Origin of the sequence: Streptococcus thalassemiae (genome assembly GCF_903645285.1) — a bacterium.
Taxonomy (GTDB): Bacteria; Bacillota; Bacilli; order Lactobacillales; family Streptococcaceae; genus Streptococcus; species Streptococcus thalassemiae.
The window spans coordinates 226071-246731 of sequence record NZ_CAHJXN010000004.1 but is presented as its reverse complement, the minus strand read 5'-3'; the positions used below and the strand labels follow the sequence as shown (position 1 = coordinate 246731).

At 40.2% G+C, this 20661-nt stretch carries 13 protein-coding genes; all 13 read left to right on the top strand.

Annotated features, from left to right (window positions below; all coding sequences use genetic code 11):
• The first annotated feature begins 26 nt into the window (after positions 1-26).
• The 13 genes from hprK (at position 27) to HWX15_RS08645 (ending at position 20536) form a co-directional block, all read left to right on the top strand.
• Complete coding sequence (gene hprK / locus HWX15_RS08705; RefSeq protein WP_175880886.1) at positions 27-962, top strand: HPr(Ser) kinase/phosphatase; 936 nt, start codon at positions 27-29, stop codon at positions 960-962.
• Positions 955-1743, top strand: coding sequence for a prolipoprotein diacylglyceryl transferase (gene lgt / locus HWX15_RS08700; protein ID WP_175880885.1), 789 nt, complete (start codon positions 955-957; stop codon positions 1741-1743). The genes hprK and lgt overlap by 8 nt, the downstream gene beginning before the upstream one ends.
• Positions 1744-2127: a DUF948 domain-containing protein gene (locus HWX15_RS08695; RefSeq protein ID WP_173276076.1), complete on the top strand. Its 384-nt coding sequence runs from the start codon at positions 1744-1746 to the stop codon at positions 2125-2127.
• Positions 2128-2142: 15 nt separating this feature from the next.
• On the top strand, positions 2143-2538 hold the full coding sequence (locus HWX15_RS08690) for a YtxH domain-containing protein (protein ID WP_175880884.1): 396 nt from the start codon (positions 2143-2145) through the stop codon (positions 2536-2538).
• Between the two features lie 376 nt (positions 2539-2914).
• Positions 2915-14143, top strand: coding sequence for a YPDG domain-containing protein (locus HWX15_RS08685; protein ID WP_175880883.1), 11229 nt, complete (start codon positions 2915-2917; stop codon positions 14141-14143).
• Between the two features lie 175 nt (positions 14144-14318).
• Positions 14319-15449: a radical SAM family heme chaperone HemW gene (hemW, locus tag HWX15_RS08680; RefSeq protein WP_175880882.1), complete on the top strand. Its 1131-nt coding sequence runs from the start codon at positions 14319-14321 to the stop codon at positions 15447-15449.
• 4 nt (positions 15450-15453) lie between these two features.
• Complete coding sequence (locus HWX15_RS08675) at positions 15454-16188, top strand: acyl-[acyl-carrier-protein] thioesterase (protein WP_175880881.1); 735 nt, start codon at positions 15454-15456, stop codon at positions 16186-16188.
• Between the two features lie 10 nt (positions 16189-16198).
• The gene (locus HWX15_RS08670; RefSeq protein ID WP_175880880.1) at positions 16199-16972 is read left to right on the top strand and encodes a TIGR01457 family HAD-type hydrolase; all 774 of its coding nucleotides are present in this window, start codon (positions 16199-16201) and stop codon (positions 16970-16972) included.
• A complete protein-coding gene (locus HWX15_RS08665) occupies positions 16962-17579 on the top strand; it encodes a TIGR01906 family membrane protein (RefSeq protein ID WP_175880879.1) in 618 nt (205 codons plus the stop codon). The genes HWX15_RS08670 and HWX15_RS08665 overlap by 11 nt, the downstream gene beginning before the upstream one ends.
• Before the next feature lie 209 nt (positions 17580-17788).
• Complete coding sequence (locus tag HWX15_RS08660; protein ID WP_000631257.1) at positions 17789-18190, top strand: Spx/MgsR family RNA polymerase-binding regulatory protein; 402 nt, start codon at positions 17789-17791, stop codon at positions 18188-18190.
• The gene (locus HWX15_RS08655) at positions 18190-18468 is read left to right on the top strand and encodes a UPF0223 family protein (RefSeq protein WP_001041971.1); all 279 of its coding nucleotides are present in this window, start codon (positions 18190-18192) and stop codon (positions 18466-18468) included. Before HWX15_RS08660 ends, HWX15_RS08655 begins: the two co-directional genes overlap by 1 nt.
• A complete protein-coding gene (locus tag HWX15_RS08650) occupies positions 18458-19231 on the top strand; it encodes an inositol monophosphatase family protein (RefSeq protein ID WP_175880878.1) in 774 nt (257 codons plus the stop codon). The genes HWX15_RS08655 and HWX15_RS08650 overlap by 11 nt, the downstream gene beginning before the upstream one ends.
• On the top strand, positions 19232-20536 hold the full coding sequence (locus HWX15_RS08645) for an RsmF rRNA methyltransferase first C-terminal domain-containing protein (RefSeq protein ID WP_175880877.1): 1305 nt from the start codon (positions 19232-19234) through the stop codon (positions 20534-20536).
• Positions 20537-20661 lie beyond the last annotated feature (125 nt).

Sequence of the window (20661 nt, the reverse complement as noted above, 5' to 3'; positions counted from 1 at the left end):
AAAGAACTCGATTGAAGGAGGAAATGATGTCGGTTTTAGTAAAAGAAGTGATTGAAAAGCTTAGACTAGACATTGTCTATGGCGAACCAGAATTGCTTGAAAAGGAAATCAATATAGCGGATATTACGCGACCTGGTCTTGAAATGACAGGCTACTTTGACTACTACACGCCAGAGCGGATTCAGCTCTTGGGGATGAAGGAGTGGTCTTATCTGATTAGCATGCCTTCCAACAGCCGTTATGAAGTTTTGAAAAAAATGTTTCTACCTGAGACACCTGCGGTCATTGTTGCCCGTGGTTTGGTGGTTCCAGAGGAGATGTTAAAGGCAGCCAGAGAATGTAAGATTGCCATTTTAACCAGCCGTACGGCTACTAGTCGTTTGTCTGGAGAGTTATCTAGCTATCTGGATTCTCGTTTGGCAGAACGGACCAGTGTGCATGGAGTCTTGATGGATATCTATGGAATGGGCGTCTTGATTCAGGGAGATAGTGGAATTGGTAAGAGTGAGACAGGTCTGGAACTTGTCAAACGTGGTCACCGTTTGGTAGCCGATGACCGTGTTGATATCTTTGCCAAGGATGAGATTACTCTCTGGGGTGAACCAGCTGAAATTTTGAAACACTTGATTGAAATTCGTGGAGTTGGGATTATCGATGTTATGAGTCTCTACGGTGCCAGTGCTGTCAAGGATTCTTCACAGGTTCAGCTTGCTGTCTATTTGGAAAATTACGATACGCATAAGACTTTTGATCGTCTTGGAAACAATCCAGAGGAACTTGAAATTTCTGGCGTAGCCATTCCTCGTATCCGTATCCCAGTTAAAACAGGTCGTAATATTTCTGTCGTGATTGAGGCTGCTGCCATGAATTATCGTGCCAAGGAAATGGGCTTTGATGCGACTCGTTTGTTCGAAGAACGCTTGACAAATCTCATCGCTCGAAATGAGGTGCAAAATGCTTGATCCAATTGCTATTCAACTAGGACCCCTAGCCATTCGTTGGTATGCCTTATGTATTGTGACAGGCTTGATTCTTGCGGTTTATTTGACCATGAAAGAAGCGCCTAGAAAGAAGATTATACCAGACGATATTTTAGATTTTATCTTGATAGCCTTTCCTTTGGCTATTTTAGGAGCTCGTCTCTACTATGTCATTTTCCGTTTTGATTATTATAGTCAGAATGTAGGAGAGATTTTTGCCATTTGGAATGGTGGTTTGGCTATTTACGGTGGTTTGATTACCGGGGCTCTTGTGCTCTATATCTTTGCTGATCGTAAACTCATCAATACTTGGGATTTCCTAGATATTGCGGCGCCTAGCGTCATGATTGCCCAAAGTTTGGGACGCTGGGGCAATTTCTTTAACCAAGAAGCTTATGGTGCAGCAGTGGATAATCTGAATTATCTACCTGCCTTTATCCGTGACCAGATGTATATTGAGGGGAGCTACCGTCAACCGACTTTCCTTTATGAGTCTCTATGGAATCTGCTTGGCTTTGCCTTGATTTTGATATTCAGAAGAAAATGGAAGAGTCTCAGACGAGGTCATATCACTGCTTTCTACTTGATTTGGTATGGTTTCGGTCGTATGGTTATTGAAGGCATGCGAACAGATAGCCTCATGTTCTTTGGACTTCGAGTGTCTCAATGGCTATCAGTTGTCCTTATCGGTCTCGGTATAATGATCGTTATTTATCAAAATCGAAAGAAGGCCCCTTACTATATTACAGAGGAGGAAAACTAAATGTTAGAAGTTGCATATATTCTTGTTGCCCTAGCTTTGATTGTCTTTTTAGTCTATCTAATCATTACTGTACAAAAGCTTGGACGTGTTATTGATGAAACAGAAAAGACGATTAAAACCTTGACTTCAGATGTGGATGTGACCTTGCATCACACCAATGAGTTGCTGGCTAAGGTTAATGTCTTGGCAGATGATATCAATGTCAAGATGGCAACGATTGATCCACTCTTTAGTGCTGTTGCAGATTTATCTCTATCCGTTTCAGATCTCAATGACCATGCGCGTGTCTTGAGTAAGAAAGCTTCATCAGCTGGTTCAAAAACACTCAAGACTGGGGCAAGTTTGTCAGCTCTTCGTCTCGCAAGTAAATTTTTAAAAAAATAAAAAAGGAGAATCCTTATGGGTAAACTATCCTCAATCCTTTTAGGAACCGTTTCAGGTGCAGCTCTTGCCTTGTTTTTAACAAGCGACAAGGGCAAACAAGTTTGCAGTCAGGCTCAAGATTTTCTGGATGATTTGAGAGAAGATCCTGAGTATGCCAAGGAGCAGGTCTGTGAAAAACTGACAGAAGTCAAGGAGCAGGCTACAGATTTCGTTCTGAAAACCAAAGAACAGGTTGAGTCAGGTGAAATCACTGTGGACAGTGTACTTGCTCAAGCTAAATCCTATGCTTTTCAAGCGACAGAAGCATCAAAAAATCAATTCAATAATCTTAAGGAGCAATGGCAAGAAAAGGCCGAAATTCTTGATGAATCAGAAGAGATTGTGATTGATATCAAAGAAGAAAAAATCTAGATTTGACAGAGAGGGAAACCTCTCTTTTTTTTATAAAATATAATATATTGATATTTTATAAAACAATTAAATATTTTGCTAAATATTTTTAAATTTATTTGATAAAACAAACCGATTTATAGTTGTTTAAATATGTTGAAAATGGTATAATTAGCTGTGATAGCTGTGATAGCTGTGATAGCTGTGATAGCTGTGATAGCTGTGATAGCTGTGATAGCTGTGATAGCTGTGATAGCTGTGATAGCTGTGATGGCTGTGATGGCTGTGATGTTATTTGCCTATAGCAATCATCATAGTGATTTTTGTAGCTTAACTCTTTTTAAGGAGTTGAAGTTATAAAGATTGCTTTTTTATTATATTTTCCTTGGGAGGAGAAATGGAACACAAATCGAATTCATATAAAGTAAATCGACACCAACGTGAAAAGGTTTTACGCTTTTCTATTCGTAAATATAGCTTTGGTGCAGCTTCAGTAGCTGTTGCGGCACTACTGTTTTTGTCTGGGCATCAGGCTGTCCGAGTTGAAGCTGCTCAAGTTTCAGATACTACTGAAGCACCGGTTATCCCAGATAAAGAAGAGGCTCATACTGCTACAATAGTAGATTTGCCTAAAACAGAAGATTCTCTAACTACAGGTAAAGAAGAAAAATCACTAACCACAGCTGAGAATCCGGCTGAGACTTTATCTGAGAAACTACCTGAAACTTCAACTGAGAATGCATCTGAAAACGAGACTACTGCCCTTGATAAAGAGGTAGTTGAAAAACAAACATTAGATAAGACTAAATTACAGGCTAATATTACAAAAGTTCAAGAACTCTTGGATAAAGTCAACAAAGAAAAAGCTCCAGCTTCGACCCTTGCTGCAATCCAGGCAGATTTAGAAACAGCTAATAGTGTGCTTAATAACAATAGTCTTGGGTTAACACAAGCTGAAGTAGATGCGGCAGCTAAAACGCTTAGCGATAAATTGTTTATATTATCTTCAATGCCTAAGATTGGCACTCCTGAAAAAGTAGTAAAAGAAGGCAAAAATACGATTGCTAATACTGGGTCTCGTGATTCACGTAATGGCGAAACCATGGAAGAAGGATCTGATCTTCGCTCAGCACCTATTGATAAAAATACCAAACGTGGAAAATTAGATCTCGTTGTAGCAAATTCTGGATTTGTTACAGGATATGCAACACCATCTTCGACAATTGAAATTAAGAAAAATGGGAAAACGATACTGACTTCTAAATTAGATGATACAGGAGCCTTCAAATTAAATGCCCCAGGTATTGAAGTTGGAGATAGAGTTGACTTAGTAGTGAATGGACAAAGTGTTTCTAATACTACTGTAAAGAAAACAGATACTGTATCATTCAATGACAGTTTAGCTGGTATTGCTCAAGTTGATGGATATACAGCAGCAGAAGCTGATGTAGAAATATCAATTGGTGGACAAAAATACACGACTAGATCACAATCAAATGGATACTTCACAGTCAATGTTGATACGAAATTGATGGTGAACGATGCCGTTATTACAACAGTTATTAAAAAGAATGGGAAAGAAGTAGGTTCTGGAACAAGTACAGTACGTGACACGAAAGTAACAGACTTCGGTGTTGGATGGAATAAAAACCCTATGATTGACTATTCACACCGCGATGTATTCTTACCAGATACTAAGCAGTATGCTTTTGTAAGTAAAGGAAAAGCTGAACAAGCTTATGATAACATTCGTGTGTATCGTGAGATGCGAGTTGAAGACAATGGCAATAAGTATTACTATTGGATTTTAGACTCAGGTCCGGCAGCAAATGCTCTTGCAGGTTCTTCTAAGAAAATCTCACTTGCTATTCCGCGTACAGTTGGGGATCCGTATGAGTTTACTTATACAAAATACAAAGATGGAAAACAAATATCTCATGAGGAGTTTGGAAGTGCATCGGCATGGGAATATGAGAATTCAGCTTATCGAGCATATGTAAAAGATGGTGTCCGACGTTCGGGGGCATCTTATCCTGAAAATGTAGACGGATGGCTGGATTATATAGAACCATCAAATGGGTGGCAGAGAAATATTTATCGAAAGAATAGCGGAGATGGGACAGAGCCTAATGCAGATGCATTCCCTCGAGTCCTGGATATGTTAGGTATCAAGAAGAACCGTCTTGAATACAATCTTGTTAGAGGTGTTATAGAAGATAAATTAAATGTTGTTCGTGGTCAACGTTCAATCATAACTTTTAAAACAAAAGTTTTAGAAGGGGATGAATTGGATCAAAGTATTATGTCGGATTGGGTAGATAAAAATAAAAGCAATCCGATGTTATCAGAAATCAAATCACGCTTAGCGAATGATCCGTATATTGCCTATGGAGGGTATACAACTACAGGACGCATTCGTTATAGAACGGGTGAAAATGCTATTATCGGTACATTGCCATTGAAACCAGAGGAGGCAAATCAGTATACTTTCCAACCAGTTTCTAAAGAGCAAACTACAAAAGTGGGAGTTGTCCCAGATGCTATTAAGAGTATTGGAAATACCGATAATTTACCAGGAGGTACAACGTATCGTTGGTTTAAAGATCCTGATGTATCAAAAGCTACTGAGTCAGGAAAACCTGTTTATGGTAAGGTAGAAGTAGTAATACCACAACGTGGAACGTTTATTGTTGATGCACCCGTTCATGTTGTGGATGACAAGGCTGCAAAACCAATTGCGACAGCTAAGGATAATGGGGATGTAACTGCAAAACCACAAGATTTTACAAAAGTAGATAAAATCAAAGTAAGCTTTACAGGTGAAGATAACAAGCAAAAAACAGCTGAAGGAAATAAAGGAACAAATGGTAAATGGACTGTAAATAATCCTGATGTGCGAATTGATGCAAATAACGGTGAAATTACAATCCCAGCCAATAAAGTAAAAGATTTAACAGAAGTAACTGCTATTACTAAAAATGGAAATGGTGCGGATTCAGATCCTGCAAAAGCAATTGCAAAAGATGTTCAAAAACCACAAGCTACACTAAATGGTGTTACTTTAACAGAAACAGCTAATTCACCAATATTTACAGTCTATCGTGGTGCTGAATTTAACCCTGAATTGAAAGTGTGGGATAACTCAGGTACCATCTCAAAAGTAACAGTTGGAAATCTTCCGTATGGAGTAAGACCTTCTAGTTTTACAGCTCAAACGGGTAAAGATGGAAGTTCAGAAGATAAGAAGTATAAAACTCGCTTGTCTTCAGGTAGAGTAATCGATACTCAAACATTAGGAGAACATATCGGAACTCTTCATGTAGAGGGAAGCAGTGCAGCTGACAGCAGTGACTTGAAATTCAAGTACCGTGTTGTGGATATTACAACTAAAAATCTTGAAAATGGTATCGCAAAAGTTCCAGTAGGCTCAACTCTAAATATCGCAAATAGCCCTACAAATGTTGATGCTCATAATTACCTTAAAGTAGTAGATAGCAACGACCAAAGAGATCGTGGAAACAGTTATTTACCTCAAGGTATGGTATGGACATGGAAATCTGGAGATAAGTTAGAACCAGGAATAACACTTGATAATTCAGGTAAATATACACGATATGCTGTAGCAAAATTCCCAACTGCTTATACAGATACAAATAGTACAACTAGACCAATATTTGCCCCAGCTGAAATTAAGCGTCAAGTAGTTCTTGCAGTGACTCCAACAGCACCTAACGTAGTGGCAAATAAAGATGGTAGCGTGGAAATTACACCACCAAAACGTCCAAATAGTAATAATCCTCAAGATATTGATACGATTACATTGACTTATACTCCAACAGGAAAAACAACTCCTGAAACGGTAACCGTTACTAAAACAGGAGGTAACTGGACAGTAAATGGTAAACCAACGGATAAAGTATCTGTAACACCTCAAGGTGTTGTGAAAATCACTGACCTTGAAGTAGCAGATGGTAAAGAAGTATCTGCAAAAGTGTCTAAGACAATTGATAACAATGTGGTTCTTGAGAGTCCAGCAGCTAAACAAAATGCAAAAGATGCTCAAAAACCAACATTAACGATTACACCGTCAAGTCAAACAGTCGTTGAAGGTGAAAAAGTAGAATTTACAGTAACAGCAAAAGATAATACTTCTGTTACATTGAATGCTACAGATTTCTTAAATAAATACCTTGGTCGTGTGAATGCAGGTAAAGCAACTTATACACCAGTAAAAACAACTGAAACAGAAAAAGTTGTTCGTATTTCAATTACAACTTCAGCTGAAGATATCGGTAAACAAAATACGATTACATTTAACGCTGCAGATAATGATGGAAATAATGCAGATCCAGTAAACTTCAACTTTACGGTAACAGCACGTGATACAGTTGGACCAACAATCACAGCAAATGGAGCAACGGTAACGAAAAATGAGCCAATTGCACCTATTTCAGTAACAGCTGTGGATAATCCAGGTGGAGTAGGATTACGTGATAAGAATCCAATCGAAGTAACTGGATTACCAACAGGATTAACATATGCGAATAATCGAATCACTGGAACGCCAACAGCAGGAAAAGGGGATTACCCTGTAACGATTACAGCGTATGACAAGAATGGAAACCCAACTACAACGAACATTACGATTAAAGTTCAAGAACAAGCGGATAAATACAATCCAACTGGAGAAACATTAACTGTAAATCAAGGACAAGCCATTTCGGATGACGCTGTGAAAGAAAAAGTGAAAAACTTTGCCCCAGGAAAACTAACTGTTCAAAGTAAACCAACTTCAACAGAAACAGCAGGTTCAGCAGGAAATGCAGTTGTTAAAGTGACTTACCCAGACGGTTCACATGACACAGTAACTGTTCCAGTAACTGTAAGAGACGTAACAGGACCAACAATTACAGCAGAAGAAACAACTGTAACGAAAAATGAAGAAATCACACCAATTCCAATTACAGCTGAAGATAATGCAGGCGGAGTTGGAATGCGTGAAACAAATCCAATTACAGTAAGTAATTTACCAGCAGGATTAACATATTCAAATGGAAACATTACAGGTAAAACTTCAGCAAGAAAAGGGTTCTATACATTAACAATTACAGCGTATGACAAGAACAATACGCCTTCAACGAAAAAAGTTAAAATTCACGTCCAAGAACAAGCTGACAAGTACACTCCAACTGCAACGGAATTAACAGTCAACCAAAATGAAGACATTACAATTGAAAAATTAACTCCTAAAGTAAACAATCCTGGAAAAGGAACACTTTCACTTGTAAGCAAACCATCAACAGCAACAGCAGGTTCACCAGGAAATGCAGTTGTGAAAGTAACTTACTCAGATGGATCACATGACTTAGTAAATGTTCCAATTAAGGTAAAAGACGTAACTGGTCCAACGATTACAGCTAATAATGCCACAGTTACAAATCGTGAAGACATCACGCCAATTTCTGTAACGGCTAAAGATAATACGGGCGGAGTTGGAATGCGTGATACAAATCCAATCGTAGTAACAGGCCTACCAGAAGGATTAACGTATGCGAATGGTCAAATTACTGGTAAACCAACTGGAACAGCAGGTGAAAGTACAGTAACCATTACGGCATATGATAAAAACGATAATCCGTCAACAACTACGATTAAGATTACCGTACAAAGCCAAGCGGATGCTCATAATCCAAGAGGAGAAAGATTAACGGTTGATCAAAATCATGTGATTGAAGATTCAGAAGTGATCGCTAAGGTGAAAGATTACGCACCAGCAACTCAATTGACAGTTAAGAGCAAACCAACAACAGCAGTTGTAGGAAACCCAGAAGACGCAGTAGTAACAGTAACGTATCCAGATGGATCATTTGAAGATGTAAATGTACCGGTAACAGTACGCGATACGTCAGTAGCTGATACTACAGGACCAACAATTATAGCAGAAGGTGCAACTGTAACGAAAAATGAAGAAATCACACCAATTCCAATTAGAGCTGAAGATAACCCAGGTGGGGTTGGAATGCGTGATAATGATCCAATCGTAGTAGAAGGATTACCAAATGGATTAACTTTCACAGATGGAAAAATCACAGGAAAACCAACAGCAGATAAGGGTGAATACCCTGTAACAATTACCGCATTTGATAAAAACGGTAATAGAAGTGAAGCCCCAATTAAAATTACGATTATTGTTCAAGAACAAAAAGATAAGTACACTCCAACAGCTGAGGGCTTAACAGTAAACCAAGGTCATGAAATTACAGATGACGAAGTGAAAGCTAAAGTAAAAGATTACGCACCAGGTTCGCTAACAGTTACAAGTAAACCATCAACAGCAAAAACAGATAATGTACCTAATGCAGTAGTAACAGTTACGTACCCAGATGGATCAAGTGAAACAGTAGATGTACCAGTCACTGTAAAAGACGTAACAGGCCCAACAATCACAGCTGATGGAGCAACAGTAACTAGAAATGAACCAATTACTCCAATTCCAGTAAACGTAGCGGACAATGAAGGTGGACGTGGGTTACGTGAAGAAAATCCAGTAGAAGTAACAGGATTACCAGATGGTTTAACATATGCAAATGGAGAAATTACAGGAACACCAGCTAAAACAGCTGAAAAAGGTGGTTATACTGTAACGATCAAAGCAACCGATAAAGATGGTAACTCTACAGAAAAACAAATTACTATCACAGTTCAAACTCAAGCGGATAAATATAATCCAACAGGAGATAGTCTGAAAGTTGATCAAGGTCACACTATTACAGATGATGAAGTGACAGGTAAAGTAAAAGATAACGGTCCAGGAGAGCTGACTGTTACAAGCACACCATCAACATCAACGTTTGGTGATGCAGGAAATGCGATTGTAAAAGTAACGTACCCAGATGGTTCAACTGATGAAGTGAAAGTACCAGTAACTGTATCAGACGTAACAGGCCCAAAAGTTACAGCTGATGGAGCAACAGTAACGAAAAATGAACCAATTACACCAATCAAAGTCACTGTAAAAGACAATGAAGGTGGACGTGGATTACGTGAAGAAAATCCAGTGGAAGTAACAGGATTACCAGATGGTTTAACATATGCGAATGGAGAAATTACAGGAACCCCAACAGCACCTAAAGGTGACTACCCTGTAACGATTAAAGCGTATGATAAGGATGGTAATGAAACAACTGAAACAATCACAATCAAGGTCCAAGAACAAGCGGATAAATACAATCCAACAGGAGAAGGTTTAACGGTTGATCAAAATCATGTGATTGAAGATTCAGAAGTCATTGCTAAAGTAAAAGGTAATGGTCCAGGAACCGTTACAGTTGTAAGTAAACCATCAACAGTTACAAAAGGTAATGTTGGAAATGCGGTTGCTAAAGTAACATATCCAGATGGATCAAGTGAAGAAGTAACAGTACCAGTAACTGTAAAAGACGTAACAGGCCCAACAATTACAGCTGAAGGTGCAACCGTAACGAAGAACGAACCAATCACTCCAATTCCAGTAACTGTAACGGATAACGAAGGTGGATCAGGCTTAAGAGAAGAAAATCCAGTAGAAGTAACAGATTTACCAGAAGGATTAACTTATGCGAATGGACAAATTACAGGAACACCAACAGGAAATAAAGGTGACTATACTGTAACTATCAAAGCGCATGATAAGGACGGCAATGTAACGACACAAACGATTACGATTACAGTCCAAGAACAAGCGGATAAATACAATCCTAAGTATGATGATGGAAGTGGAATTCCAGGAGCTAAGGTTGAAGTACCAGTAAAAGAAGAAGCTGGTAAGACAATTCCAGAAGGAACTAAGTTTGAAAGTTTAACACCAGGAATCACAGTAGATGATAAAGGTAAAGTAACTGTCACAATCCCTGAAGATAAAAATCCAGGAGATGAAATCCCAGGTACGATTAAAGTAACGTATCCAGATGGATCAAAAGAAGAGGTACCAGTTAAAGTAACAGTAACAACTCCAGATAGAGATATCTACACTCCTAAATATGATGATGGAGAAGGGAAACCAGGTGGAACTGTAGAATTACCATTAAAAGAAAAAGATGGTAAGACAATTCCAGAAGGAACTAAGTTTGAAAGTCTAACACCAGGAATCACAGTAGATGATAAAGGTAAAGTAACTGTCACAATCCCTGAAGATAAAAATCCAGGAGATGAATTCCCAGGTACAATCAAAGTAACGTATCCAGATGGATCAAAAGAAGAAGTACCTGTAAGAGTTACGGTAACTAATAAAGACAAAGATAAATACACACCAGAGTACGACAAAGGAAATGGTAAACCAGGTGGCACAGTCGAATTACCACTGAAAGAAAAAGCTGGAAAAGAAATTCCAGAAGGAACTAAGTTCGAAAGTGATACCCCAGGAATCACAGTTGGCAAAGATGGTACAGTAACTATTACAATCCCAGAAGGAGCAAAACCAGGGGATAAGATTACAGGAGAAATCACAGTAACTTACCCAGACGGATCAAAAGATATCGTTCCAGTGGAAGTAACGGTTAGAGAAAAAGACAAAGACATCTACACACCAGAGTACGACAAAGGAAATGGTAAACCAGGTGGCACTGTCGAATTACCATTAAAAGAGAAAGCTGGAAAACCAATTCCAGAAGGAACTAAATTCCAAAGTGATACCCCAGGAATTACAGTTGGCAAAGATGGTACAGTAACCGTAACAATCCCAGAAGGAGCGAAACCAGGCGATAAGATTACAGGAGAAATCACAGTAACTTACCCAGACGGATCAAAAGATATCGTTCCAGTGGAAGTAACGGTTAGAGAGAAAGACAAAGACATCTACACCCCAGAGTACGACAAAGGAAATGGCAAACCAGGTGGCACAGTCGAATTACCATTGAAAGAGAAAGCTGGAAAACCAATTCCAGAAGGAACTAAATTCCAAAGTGATACCCCAGGAATTACAGTTGGCAAAGATGGTACAGTAACCGTAACAATCCCAGAAGGAGCGAAACCAGGCGATAAGATTACAGGAGAAATCACCGTAACTTACCCAGACGGTTCAAAAGATATCGTTCCAGTGGAAGTAACGGTTAGAGAGAAAGACAAAGACATCTACACACCAGAGTACGACAAAGGAAATGGTAAACCAGGTGGCACTGTTGAATTACCATTGAAAGAGAAAGCTGGAAAAGAAATTCCAGAAGGAACTAAGTTCCAAAGTGATACACCAGGAATTACAGTTGGCAAAGATGGTACAGTAACCGTAACCATTCCAGAAGGAGCGAAACCAGGGGATAAGATTACAGGAACCATCACAGTAACTTACCCAGACGATTCAAAAGATATCGTTCCAGTGGAAGTAACGGTTAGAGAAAAAGACAAAGACATCTACACCCCAGAGTACGACAAAGGAAATGGCAAACCAGGTGGCACAGTCGAATTACCATTGAAAGAGAAAGCTGGAAAAGAAATTCCAGAAGGAACTAAGTTCGAAAGTGATACCCCAGGAATCACAGTTGGCAAAGATGGTACAGTAACCGTAACAATCCCAGAAGGAGCGAAACCAGGCGATAAGATTACAGGAACCATCACCGTAACTTACCCAGACGGCTCAAAAGATGAAGTTCCAGTAGAAGTAACGGTTAGAGAAAAAGACAAAGACATCTACACCCCAGAGTACGACAAAGGAAATGGCAAACCAGGTGGCACAGTCGAATTACCATTGAAAGAGAAAGCTGGCAAAGAAATTCCAGAAGGAACTAAGTTCGAAAGTGATAACCCAGGAATCACAGTTGGCAAAGATGGTACAGTAACCGTAACAATCCCAGAAGGAGCGAAACCAGGCGATAAGATTACAGGAGAAATCACCGTAACTTACCCAGACGATTCAAAAGATATCGTTCCAGTGGAAGTAACGGTTAGAGAGAAAGACAAAGACATCTACACCCCAGAGTACGACAAAGGAAATGGCAAACCAGGTGGCACAGTCGAATTACCATTGAAAGAGAAAGCTGGCAAAGAAATTCCAGAAGGAACTAAGTTCGAAAGTGATAACCCAGGAATCACAGTTGGCAAAGATGGTACAGTAACCGTAACAATCCCAGAAGGAGCGAAACCAGGCGATAAGATTACAGGAGAAATCACCGTAACTTACCCAGACGATTCAAAAGATATCGTTCCAGTGGAAGTAACGGTTAGAGAGAAAGACAAAGACATCTACACACCAGAGTACGACAAAGGAAATGGTAAACCAGGTGGCACTGTTGAATTACCATTGAAAGAGAAAGCTGGAAAAGAAATTCCAGAAGGAACTAAGTTCCAAAGTGATACACCAGGAATTACAGTTGGCAAAGATGGTACAGTAACCGTAACCATTCCAGAAGGAGCGAAACCAGGGGATAAGATTACAGGAACCATCACAGTAACTTACCCAGACGATTCAAAAGATATCGTTCCAGTGGAAGTAACGGTTAGAGAAAAAGACAAAGACATCTACACCCCAGAGTACGACAAAGGAAATGGCAAACCGGGTGGAACTGTAGAATTACCATTGAAAGAAAAAGCTGGCAAAGAAATTCCAGAAGGAACTAAATTCCAAAGTGATAACCCAGGAATTACAGTCGACAAAGATGGTAAAGTAACCGTAACCATTCCAGAAGGAGCGAAACCAGGCGATAAGATTACAGGAACCATCACAGTAACTTACCCAGACGATTCAAAAGATATCGTTCCAGTGGAAGTAACGGTTAGAGAAAAAGACAAAGACATCTACACCCCAGAGTACGACAAAGGAAACGGCAAACCAGGTGGCACTGTTGAATTACCATTGAAAGAGAAAGCTGGCAAAGAAATTCCAGAAGGAACTAAGTTCGAAAGTGATACCCCAGGAATCACAGTTGGCAAAGATGGTACAGTAACTATTACAATCCCAGAAGGAGCAAAACCAGGCGATAAGATTACAGGAGAAATCACAGTAACTTACCCAGATGGCTCAAAAGATATCGTTCCAGTAGAAGTAACGGTTAGAGAGAAAGACAAAGACATCTACACCCCAGAGTACGACAAAGGAAATGGCAAACCGGGTGGAACTGTAGAATTACCATTGAAAGAAAAAGCTGGAAAACCAATTCCAGAAGGAACTAAGTTCGAAAGTGATACACCAGGAATCACAGTTGGCAAAGATGGTACAGTAACCGTAACCATTCCAGAAGGAGCGAAACCAGGCGATAAGATTACAGGAGAAATCACAGTAACTTACCCAGACGGTTCAAAAGATATCGTTCCAGTGGAAGTAACGGTTAGAGAAAAAGACAAAGACATCTACACACCAGAGTACGACAAAGGAAATGGTAAACCAGGAACTAAGGTAGAAATACCAGTCACACCTGATACTAATGGAGATTCTGGTCAAGATACACCTGCGCCAACAACTCCAATTCCAGATGCAGTTACACCGAATGCAGATCATGAAGATACTACAGATGCTAGTGATAACGGAGCTAAATCAAATGATTCTCAAAATGTATTGCCAAATACAGGAACAGAATCAAATGCGACTCTTGCCTCTCTAGGACTTCTTGGACTATTGAGTGGATTTGGACTTGTAGCTCGCAAGAAAAAAGAAGACTAAAAATTTAGTCAAATGAACATTCATTCTTTTGTATTGTAAAGACAAACTAGATTGGTTCTGGGAATCGTGTTCGTCATAAAATACAAAGAATGTTTAGATAAAGAAAGCGAACAATGCTAGGATTTTGTTAAAGGGAATTCTGAGTATTGTTCGCTTTTGTGGTATAATAATTACTATGCAGAAAAAACCAACGTCAGCCTATGTGCACATCCCATTTTGTACCCAGATTTGTTATTATTGTGACTTTTCAAAAGTCTTCATCAAGAATCAGCCGGTAGATAGTTATTTGGAACATCTGTTAGAAGAGTTTCAATCTTATGATATTCAAAAATTGAGAACCCTCTATATCGGTGGTGGCACACCGACAGCTTTGTCAGCTTCTCAATTGGAGGTGTTATTGAAGGGCTTGACTGAAAACTTGGACTTGTCTGTCTTAGAAGAGTTGACCATTGAAGCTAATCCAGGTGACTTGGATGCAGATAAGATAGCTGTTTTGAAAAACTCGGCTGTCAATCGTGTTTCACTAGGTGTGCAGACCTTTGACGACAAGATGCTGAAAAAAATTGGGCGCAGTCATTTGGAGAAAGATATTTATGAAAATATCGACCGCCTGAAACTGGCTGGTTTTGACAACATATCCATTGATTTGATTTATGCGCTGCCTGGCCAGACAATGGAGCAGGTCAAGGAAAATGTGGCTAAAGCCATTGGACTGGATATTCCCCACATGAGCCTCTATAGCTTGATTTTAGAAAACCATACGGTCTTTATGAATCGGATGCGGCGAGGAAAATTACCTCTGCCTAAGGAAGAGCTGGAAGCTGAGATGTTTGAGTACATCATCACTGAGCTTGAGCGAGCTGGTTTTGAGCATTATGAGATTTCCAATTTCTCCAAACCCGGTTTTGAAAGTCGCCACAATCTTATATACTGGGACAATGCTGAATACTATGGCATTGGTGCTGGGGCATCCGGTTATGTCAATGGTGTTCGATATAAAAATCATGGTCCGATTCGTCATTATCTCAGTGCAGTTGAGGAAGGCAATGCTCGGATCACAGAAGAACACCTGAGTCAAAAGGAGCAAATGGAAGAGGAAATGTTCTTGGGACTCCGAAAGAAATCAGGAGTCTCCATGGCGCGATTTGAGGAAAAATTTGGCCGGTCTTTTGATGGACTTTATGGACAAATTGTCAGAGATTTGGTTCAACAAGGTCTCATGCAAATAGAGGGTGACTGCGTGCGTATGACAAAGAGAGGTCTCTTTTTAGGAGACACCGTAGCAGAACGATTTATTTTGGAGTAGGATGATGGGCTTAACTTATCAAATGAAAATGAAAATTCCTTTTGATATGGCTGATATGAATGGTCATATCAAGCTTCCAGATGTGATATTGCTATCCCTTCAAGTTTCAGGGATGCAGTCGATTGAACTGGGAGTGAGTGATAAGATCATTTTGGAAGACTATAATCTGGTCTGGATTATCACAGAATACGATATTGAGGTGGTTCGTTTGCCTCGTTTTGCGGAAGAAATTACCATCGAAACGGAAGCCCTGAGCTACAATCGACTCTTTTGCTACCGTCGCTTTACCATTTATGATGAGGCGGGACAGGAGCTTATCCACATGATGGCGACCTTTGTTCTCATGGATCGAGACAGTCGAAAAGTCCATGCAGTAGAACCTGAGATTGTGGCTCCTTACCAGTCTGAGTTTTCCAAAAAATTGCTGCGAGGACCTAAATATCAAAGTTTGGAAAATCCAATCAGTAAGGATTACCATGTTCGTTTTTACGACTTGGATATGAATGGTCATGTCAATAACAGTAAATACTTGGACTGGATTTTTGAGGTCATGGGAGCGGACTTTTTGACCCACTATATTCCCAAGAAAATCAACCTCAAGTATGTCAAGGAAGTTCGACCAGGTGGGGTGATTACATCGGCTGTTGAACGGACTGGACTGGAGAGCAAACATGAGATTACAAGTGATGGGGCTACCAATGCCCAAGCTATCATCACTTGGCAAGAAAAAAAGGATTAGGGAGAAATAGATGAAATATAAAGGCTATTTAATTGATTTAGACGGAACCATTTATAAGGGGAAAGACAGAATCCCAGCAGGGGAGGCTTTTGTCCGTGAATTGCAAAAGCGAGACATCCCCTATCTCTTTGTGACTAACAATACAACCCGCACTCCAGAGAGTGTTCAAGAGATGTTGGCTCAGAATTTTAATATCGATACTCCCCTATCGACTGTCTACACAGCTACTTTGGCCACTATCGACTATATGAACGACTTGGGTCTTGAAAAGACCGTCTATGTCATCGGAGAAGCAGGGCTCAAGGAAGCCATTAAGGCGGCTGGATATGTCGAAGACAAGGAAAATCCTGCCTATGTGGTAGTAGGTCTGGACTGGCAAGTCGACTATGAAAAATTTGCCACAGCAACTCTGGCTATCCAAAAGGGAGCTCATTTTATCGGAACCAATCCTGACCTCAATATCCCAACAGAGCGTGGTCTTTTGCCTGGTGCTGGTTCACTGATTACACTTCTTGAAGTGGCAACACGAGTGAAGCCTGTTTATATCGGGAAACCAAATGCTATCATTATGAACAAGGCGGTTGAGCCCTTAGGTTTGGAACGTGAAGAGTTAATCATGGTCGGGGACAACTATCTGACGGATATCCGAGCAGGGATTGACAATGGCATTCCAACTCTCTTGGTGACAACAGGTTTTACCAAGGCAGAAGAAGTAGCAGACCTGCCAATCGCACCGACTCATGTGGTTTCTAGTCTAGCGGAGTGGGATTTTGATGAAAACTAAACTGACCTTTTGGAGCTCTATGCTCTTTCTTCTCTCCCTCTCAATCCTTCTGACTATCTATCTGGCTTGGATTTTTTATCCTTTGGAGATTGAGTGGCTGAACTTGACGGATCGAGTTTATCTAAAACCAGAAACCATTCAGTACAACTTTCATATCTTGATGAATTATCTGACCAATCCATTTAGTCAGGTCCTAGAGATGCCAGATTTTCGTTCGTCAGCAGCTGGTCTGCACCACTTTGCGGTGGTCAAGAATCTCTTCCACTTGGTTCAGCTAGTAGCCCTAGTGACACTGCCAAGTTTTTACGTCTTTGTCAAAGGGATTGTGAAAAAGGGCTTTTTGTCTTTATTTAGTAAGGGGCTTTTGGCTCTAGTGGTTTTGCCTTTACTGATTGGGCTTGGGGGAGTGTTGATTGGTTTTGACCAATTCTTTACCCTTTTCCATCAAATTCTCTTTGTGGGAGATGATACCTGGCTTTTTGACCCAGCCAAGGATCCAGTGATTCTGATTTTGCCAGAGACCTTTTTCCTTCATGCCTTCCTCCTCTTTTTCGCCCTCTATGAAAGCTTCTTTGGCTATCTGTGTCTAAAAAGTCGTAAGAAGTGAAAAGAAAGATGTTTTTAATTTGTATATATAAAAATGTATATCATTTGAAACCATCGTTAAGAGTTAATTAACCAAATCCAATTGTATCAATCGTTCGCAAACAGTCTATTTTTCTTGAAAAAATAGGCTTTTTTTCTAAAAATCTCTAGTCAAGCGCTTTATTTTTTTGTATAATAGAATTAGCAAAGTATAGATAAGAAGAGAAAAGCATGATTACACTATTTCTATCACCGAGCTGTACATCATGTCGTAAGGCGAAGGCCTGGTTAGAAAAACATAAGGTTCCCTTTGTGGAGCACAATATTATGACCAGTCCTTTAACAAGAAAAGAATTGCAACACATCCTTTCCTTGACCGAAAATGGTACTGATGACATCATTTCAACTCGTTCAAAAATTTTTCAAAAATTGGATATTGATGTAGAGAGTATTTCGGTATCGGAATTGCTTCATTTGATTGAGCAGTATCCTAGTCTTTTGCGTCGTCCAATTATTATCGATGCCAAACGCATGCAAATCGGTTTTAATGAAGATGAGATTCGTGCTTTTCTCCCTCGTAGTTACCGTAAGCAAGAACTAAAAGAAGCAAGAATGAGAGCTGGTATTAGTTAATGAACAAACAGTATAGTTACCCACTAGATTTGTCGTGGAGCACTGAAGAACTTGCTTCAGTGCTTTCTTTTTTTAATGATGTTGAAGCCGCCTATGAAGGCAAGGTAGAGGCTAAAAAGTTACTGGACTCCTATAAGGAATTTAAAGCGGTTGTGCCAAGCAAGAGTGAAGAGAAACGTTTGGGACGAGAATTTGAAACAGTTAGTGGCTATTCGCTTTACCGAGCGGTTCAGGCGGCTAAGGAAAAAGGGGAAGGAAAGATTTCTCTTGGAAAGTAAATTTGAATTTGCCAAAGAACTTGTTAAGAAAGCGGGCCAGTACATCCTTGACCACATGCAGGAAGACTTGTGTGTTGAGATCAAGTCCTCTCCAACAGATTTGGTGACCAAACTGGACAAGGAAGTTCAGGAACTCTTGGTTGGTGAGATTTTGTCCCGTTATCCTGAGGATAAGATTTGTGCTGAAGAAGGTTGTCTGCGAGCTTCGGTTCAAGAGGGCAAGGTTTGGGTCATTGATCCCATTGATGGTACCAATAATTTTGTCGCCCAGCAGGAAGATTTTGCTGTTATGATGGCTTATTTTGAAAATGGTCAGGGACAGTTTGGTCTGATTTATGATGTGGTCAAGGGGGATTGTTATCACGGTGGTGGTAAGTTTCCAGTTTGTCTAAATGATAAGCCCCTAGCTCCCTTTAAACCAAAACCACTTGGAGATTTTCTCATTGCAGGGAATAGTGGTATGTTGGAAACCAATGAATGGGGCTTGGCTGATTTGGGTCGAGCGGTCCTCGGTGTACGTGTCTATGGGAGTGCGGCTATTAGTTTTGCCAAGATTTTATCAGGGCGTTTGTTGACCTATGTCACTTATCTGCAACCATGGGATTATGCTGCGGCTAGTATTTTAGGGGAAAGTCTGGGCTATCGGGTGGTGACCCTATCTGGTGAAGCTCCTGATTTTCAAACCAGACAGCCGGTCATGATGGTGCCTCTTGAGATGCAGGAGGAAATTCAGTCCTATATTTACGAAAGGAAAAGAACTTAAATGCAATTTCCAGAAGGATTTGTTGAAAAATATGAAGAGATACTAGGAGATGAGGCAAGAGATTTTCTTGCCTCTTTTGAGGAGGAAGCGGTTTCGGCCTTTCGGGTCAATCCCTTAAAAGAAGAGCAACTTTCCTTTTCTGATGCCATTCCTCAAACCCCTTGGGGACATTATGGGAAGGTTTCAGGGAAATCACCTGAGCATGCTACTGGTTTGGTTTATTCGCAAGAACCTGCTGCTCAGATGGTTGCTCAGGTAGCCCAGCCCAGTCCTGGTATGAAGGTTTTGGACTTGGCAGCTGCACCGGGTGGCAAATCAACCCAACTGGCAGCCTATCTAGCAGGTGAAGGTATCTTGGTTTCAAACGAAATTTCAAGCAAACGGGCTAAGATTTTAGTAGAAAACATGGAGCGCTTTGGAGCGATAAATGTCGTGGTGACCAATGAATCTGCTGACCGCTTGGCCAAGGTTTTTAAGGGCTATTTTGACCTCATTGTCCTTGATGCCCCTTGCTCTGGTGAAGGGATGTTCCGTAAGCAACCAGATGCTATGGACTATTGGAGCTTAGATTATCCGAGTCAATGTGCTAGTTTGCAAAGAGAAATTCTAGCAGATGCAGTGACCATGCTAGCTCAAGGTGGTCGCTTGGTTTATTCGACCTGTACCTGGGCACCTGAGGAAAACGAAGAGATTGTCAATTGGTTGCTGGAAGAGTATGATTTTGATTTGTTGCCAATTGAACATATCAATGGAATGGTAGCTGGAATTGACCTGCCAGAAACGGCTAGGATGTATCCTCATCATTTTAAGGGAGAGGGGCAGTTTGTCGCCCATTTACAATTTAAAGGTGACAATCCAGCTCCTAAATTTAAGGAAAGTAAGAGCAATCTCAGCCGAGAACAAGTTGCCTTGTGGCAGGAATTTGCCCAAAAACACTTAAAGGTCAATCTAAGAGGAATCTTGCAGACTTTTGGTGACCAACTCTATCTCTTGCCAGAACTTTTGCCGGATTTAGGGAAACTCAAGATAGCTCGCAATGGCCTGCATTTGGGTACTTTTAAGAAGAAACGCTTTGAGCCTAGTTTTGCTCTTGGTCTGGCCTTGAAACCGAGTCAGGTCAAGCAGTCGCTTGAAATTGACCAAGAAGCGTTTGTAAAGTATGTTGCTGGAGAAACCGTTCAGCTGGCGGAAAGTCTGCCAAATGGTTGGTACCAAGTTTTAGTTCAAGGAAATGGTTTGGGCTTTGCTAAGGTGACTGGAAATGTTTTGAAAAATTATTTTCCTAAAGGCCTCAGATTCAAGTGAAAATGCTAGTCAAAGTAACTTGTCTATGTTATAGTGGAAGTATGGATTTTTTTCAAATTGTCTTTCATTTTAAGTCAAAATTGGTGGGCAAGGTAACTGAGCAAATTTCTAGTAAAACTAAGCTA

What these genes read in the sequence shown, in the direction of transcription:
- HWX15_RS08675 (WP_175880881.1), top strand. Translation starts at nt 15,454, where the DNA reads ATGGGCTTAACTTATCAAATGAAAATGAAAATTCCTTTTGATATGGCT.
- hemW (WP_175880882.1), top strand. Translation starts at nt 14,319, where the DNA reads ATGCAGAAAAAACCAACGTCAGCCTATGTGCACATCCCATTTTGTACC.
- HWX15_RS08685 (WP_175880883.1), top strand. Translation starts at nt 2,915, where the DNA reads ATGGAACACAAATCGAATTCATATAAAGTAAATCGACACCAACGTGAA.
- hprK (WP_175880886.1), top strand. Translation starts at nt 27, where the DNA reads ATGTCGGTTTTAGTAAAAGAAGTGATTGAAAAGCTTAGACTAGACATT.
- HWX15_RS08660 (WP_000631257.1), top strand. Translation starts at nt 17,789, where the DNA reads ATGATTACACTATTTCTATCACCGAGCTGTACATCATGTCGTAAGGCG.
- HWX15_RS08665 (WP_175880879.1), top strand. Translation starts at nt 16,962, where the DNA reads ATGAAAACTAAACTGACCTTTTGGAGCTCTATGCTCTTTCTTCTCTCC.
- HWX15_RS08645 (WP_175880877.1), top strand. Translation starts at nt 19,232, where the DNA reads ATGCAATTTCCAGAAGGATTTGTTGAAAAATATGAAGAGATACTAGGA.
- HWX15_RS08695 (WP_173276076.1), top strand. Translation starts at nt 1,744, where the DNA reads ATGTTAGAAGTTGCATATATTCTTGTTGCCCTAGCTTTGATTGTCTTT.
- HWX15_RS08670 (WP_175880880.1), top strand. Translation starts at nt 16,199, where the DNA reads ATGAAATATAAAGGCTATTTAATTGATTTAGACGGAACCATTTATAAG.
- HWX15_RS08690 (WP_175880884.1), top strand. Translation starts at nt 2,143, where the DNA reads ATGGGTAAACTATCCTCAATCCTTTTAGGAACCGTTTCAGGTGCAGCT.
- lgt (WP_175880885.1), top strand. Translation starts at nt 955, where the DNA reads ATGCTTGATCCAATTGCTATTCAACTAGGACCCCTAGCCATTCGTTGG.
- HWX15_RS08655 (WP_001041971.1), top strand. Translation starts at nt 18,190, where the DNA reads ATGAACAAACAGTATAGTTACCCACTAGATTTGTCGTGGAGCACTGAA.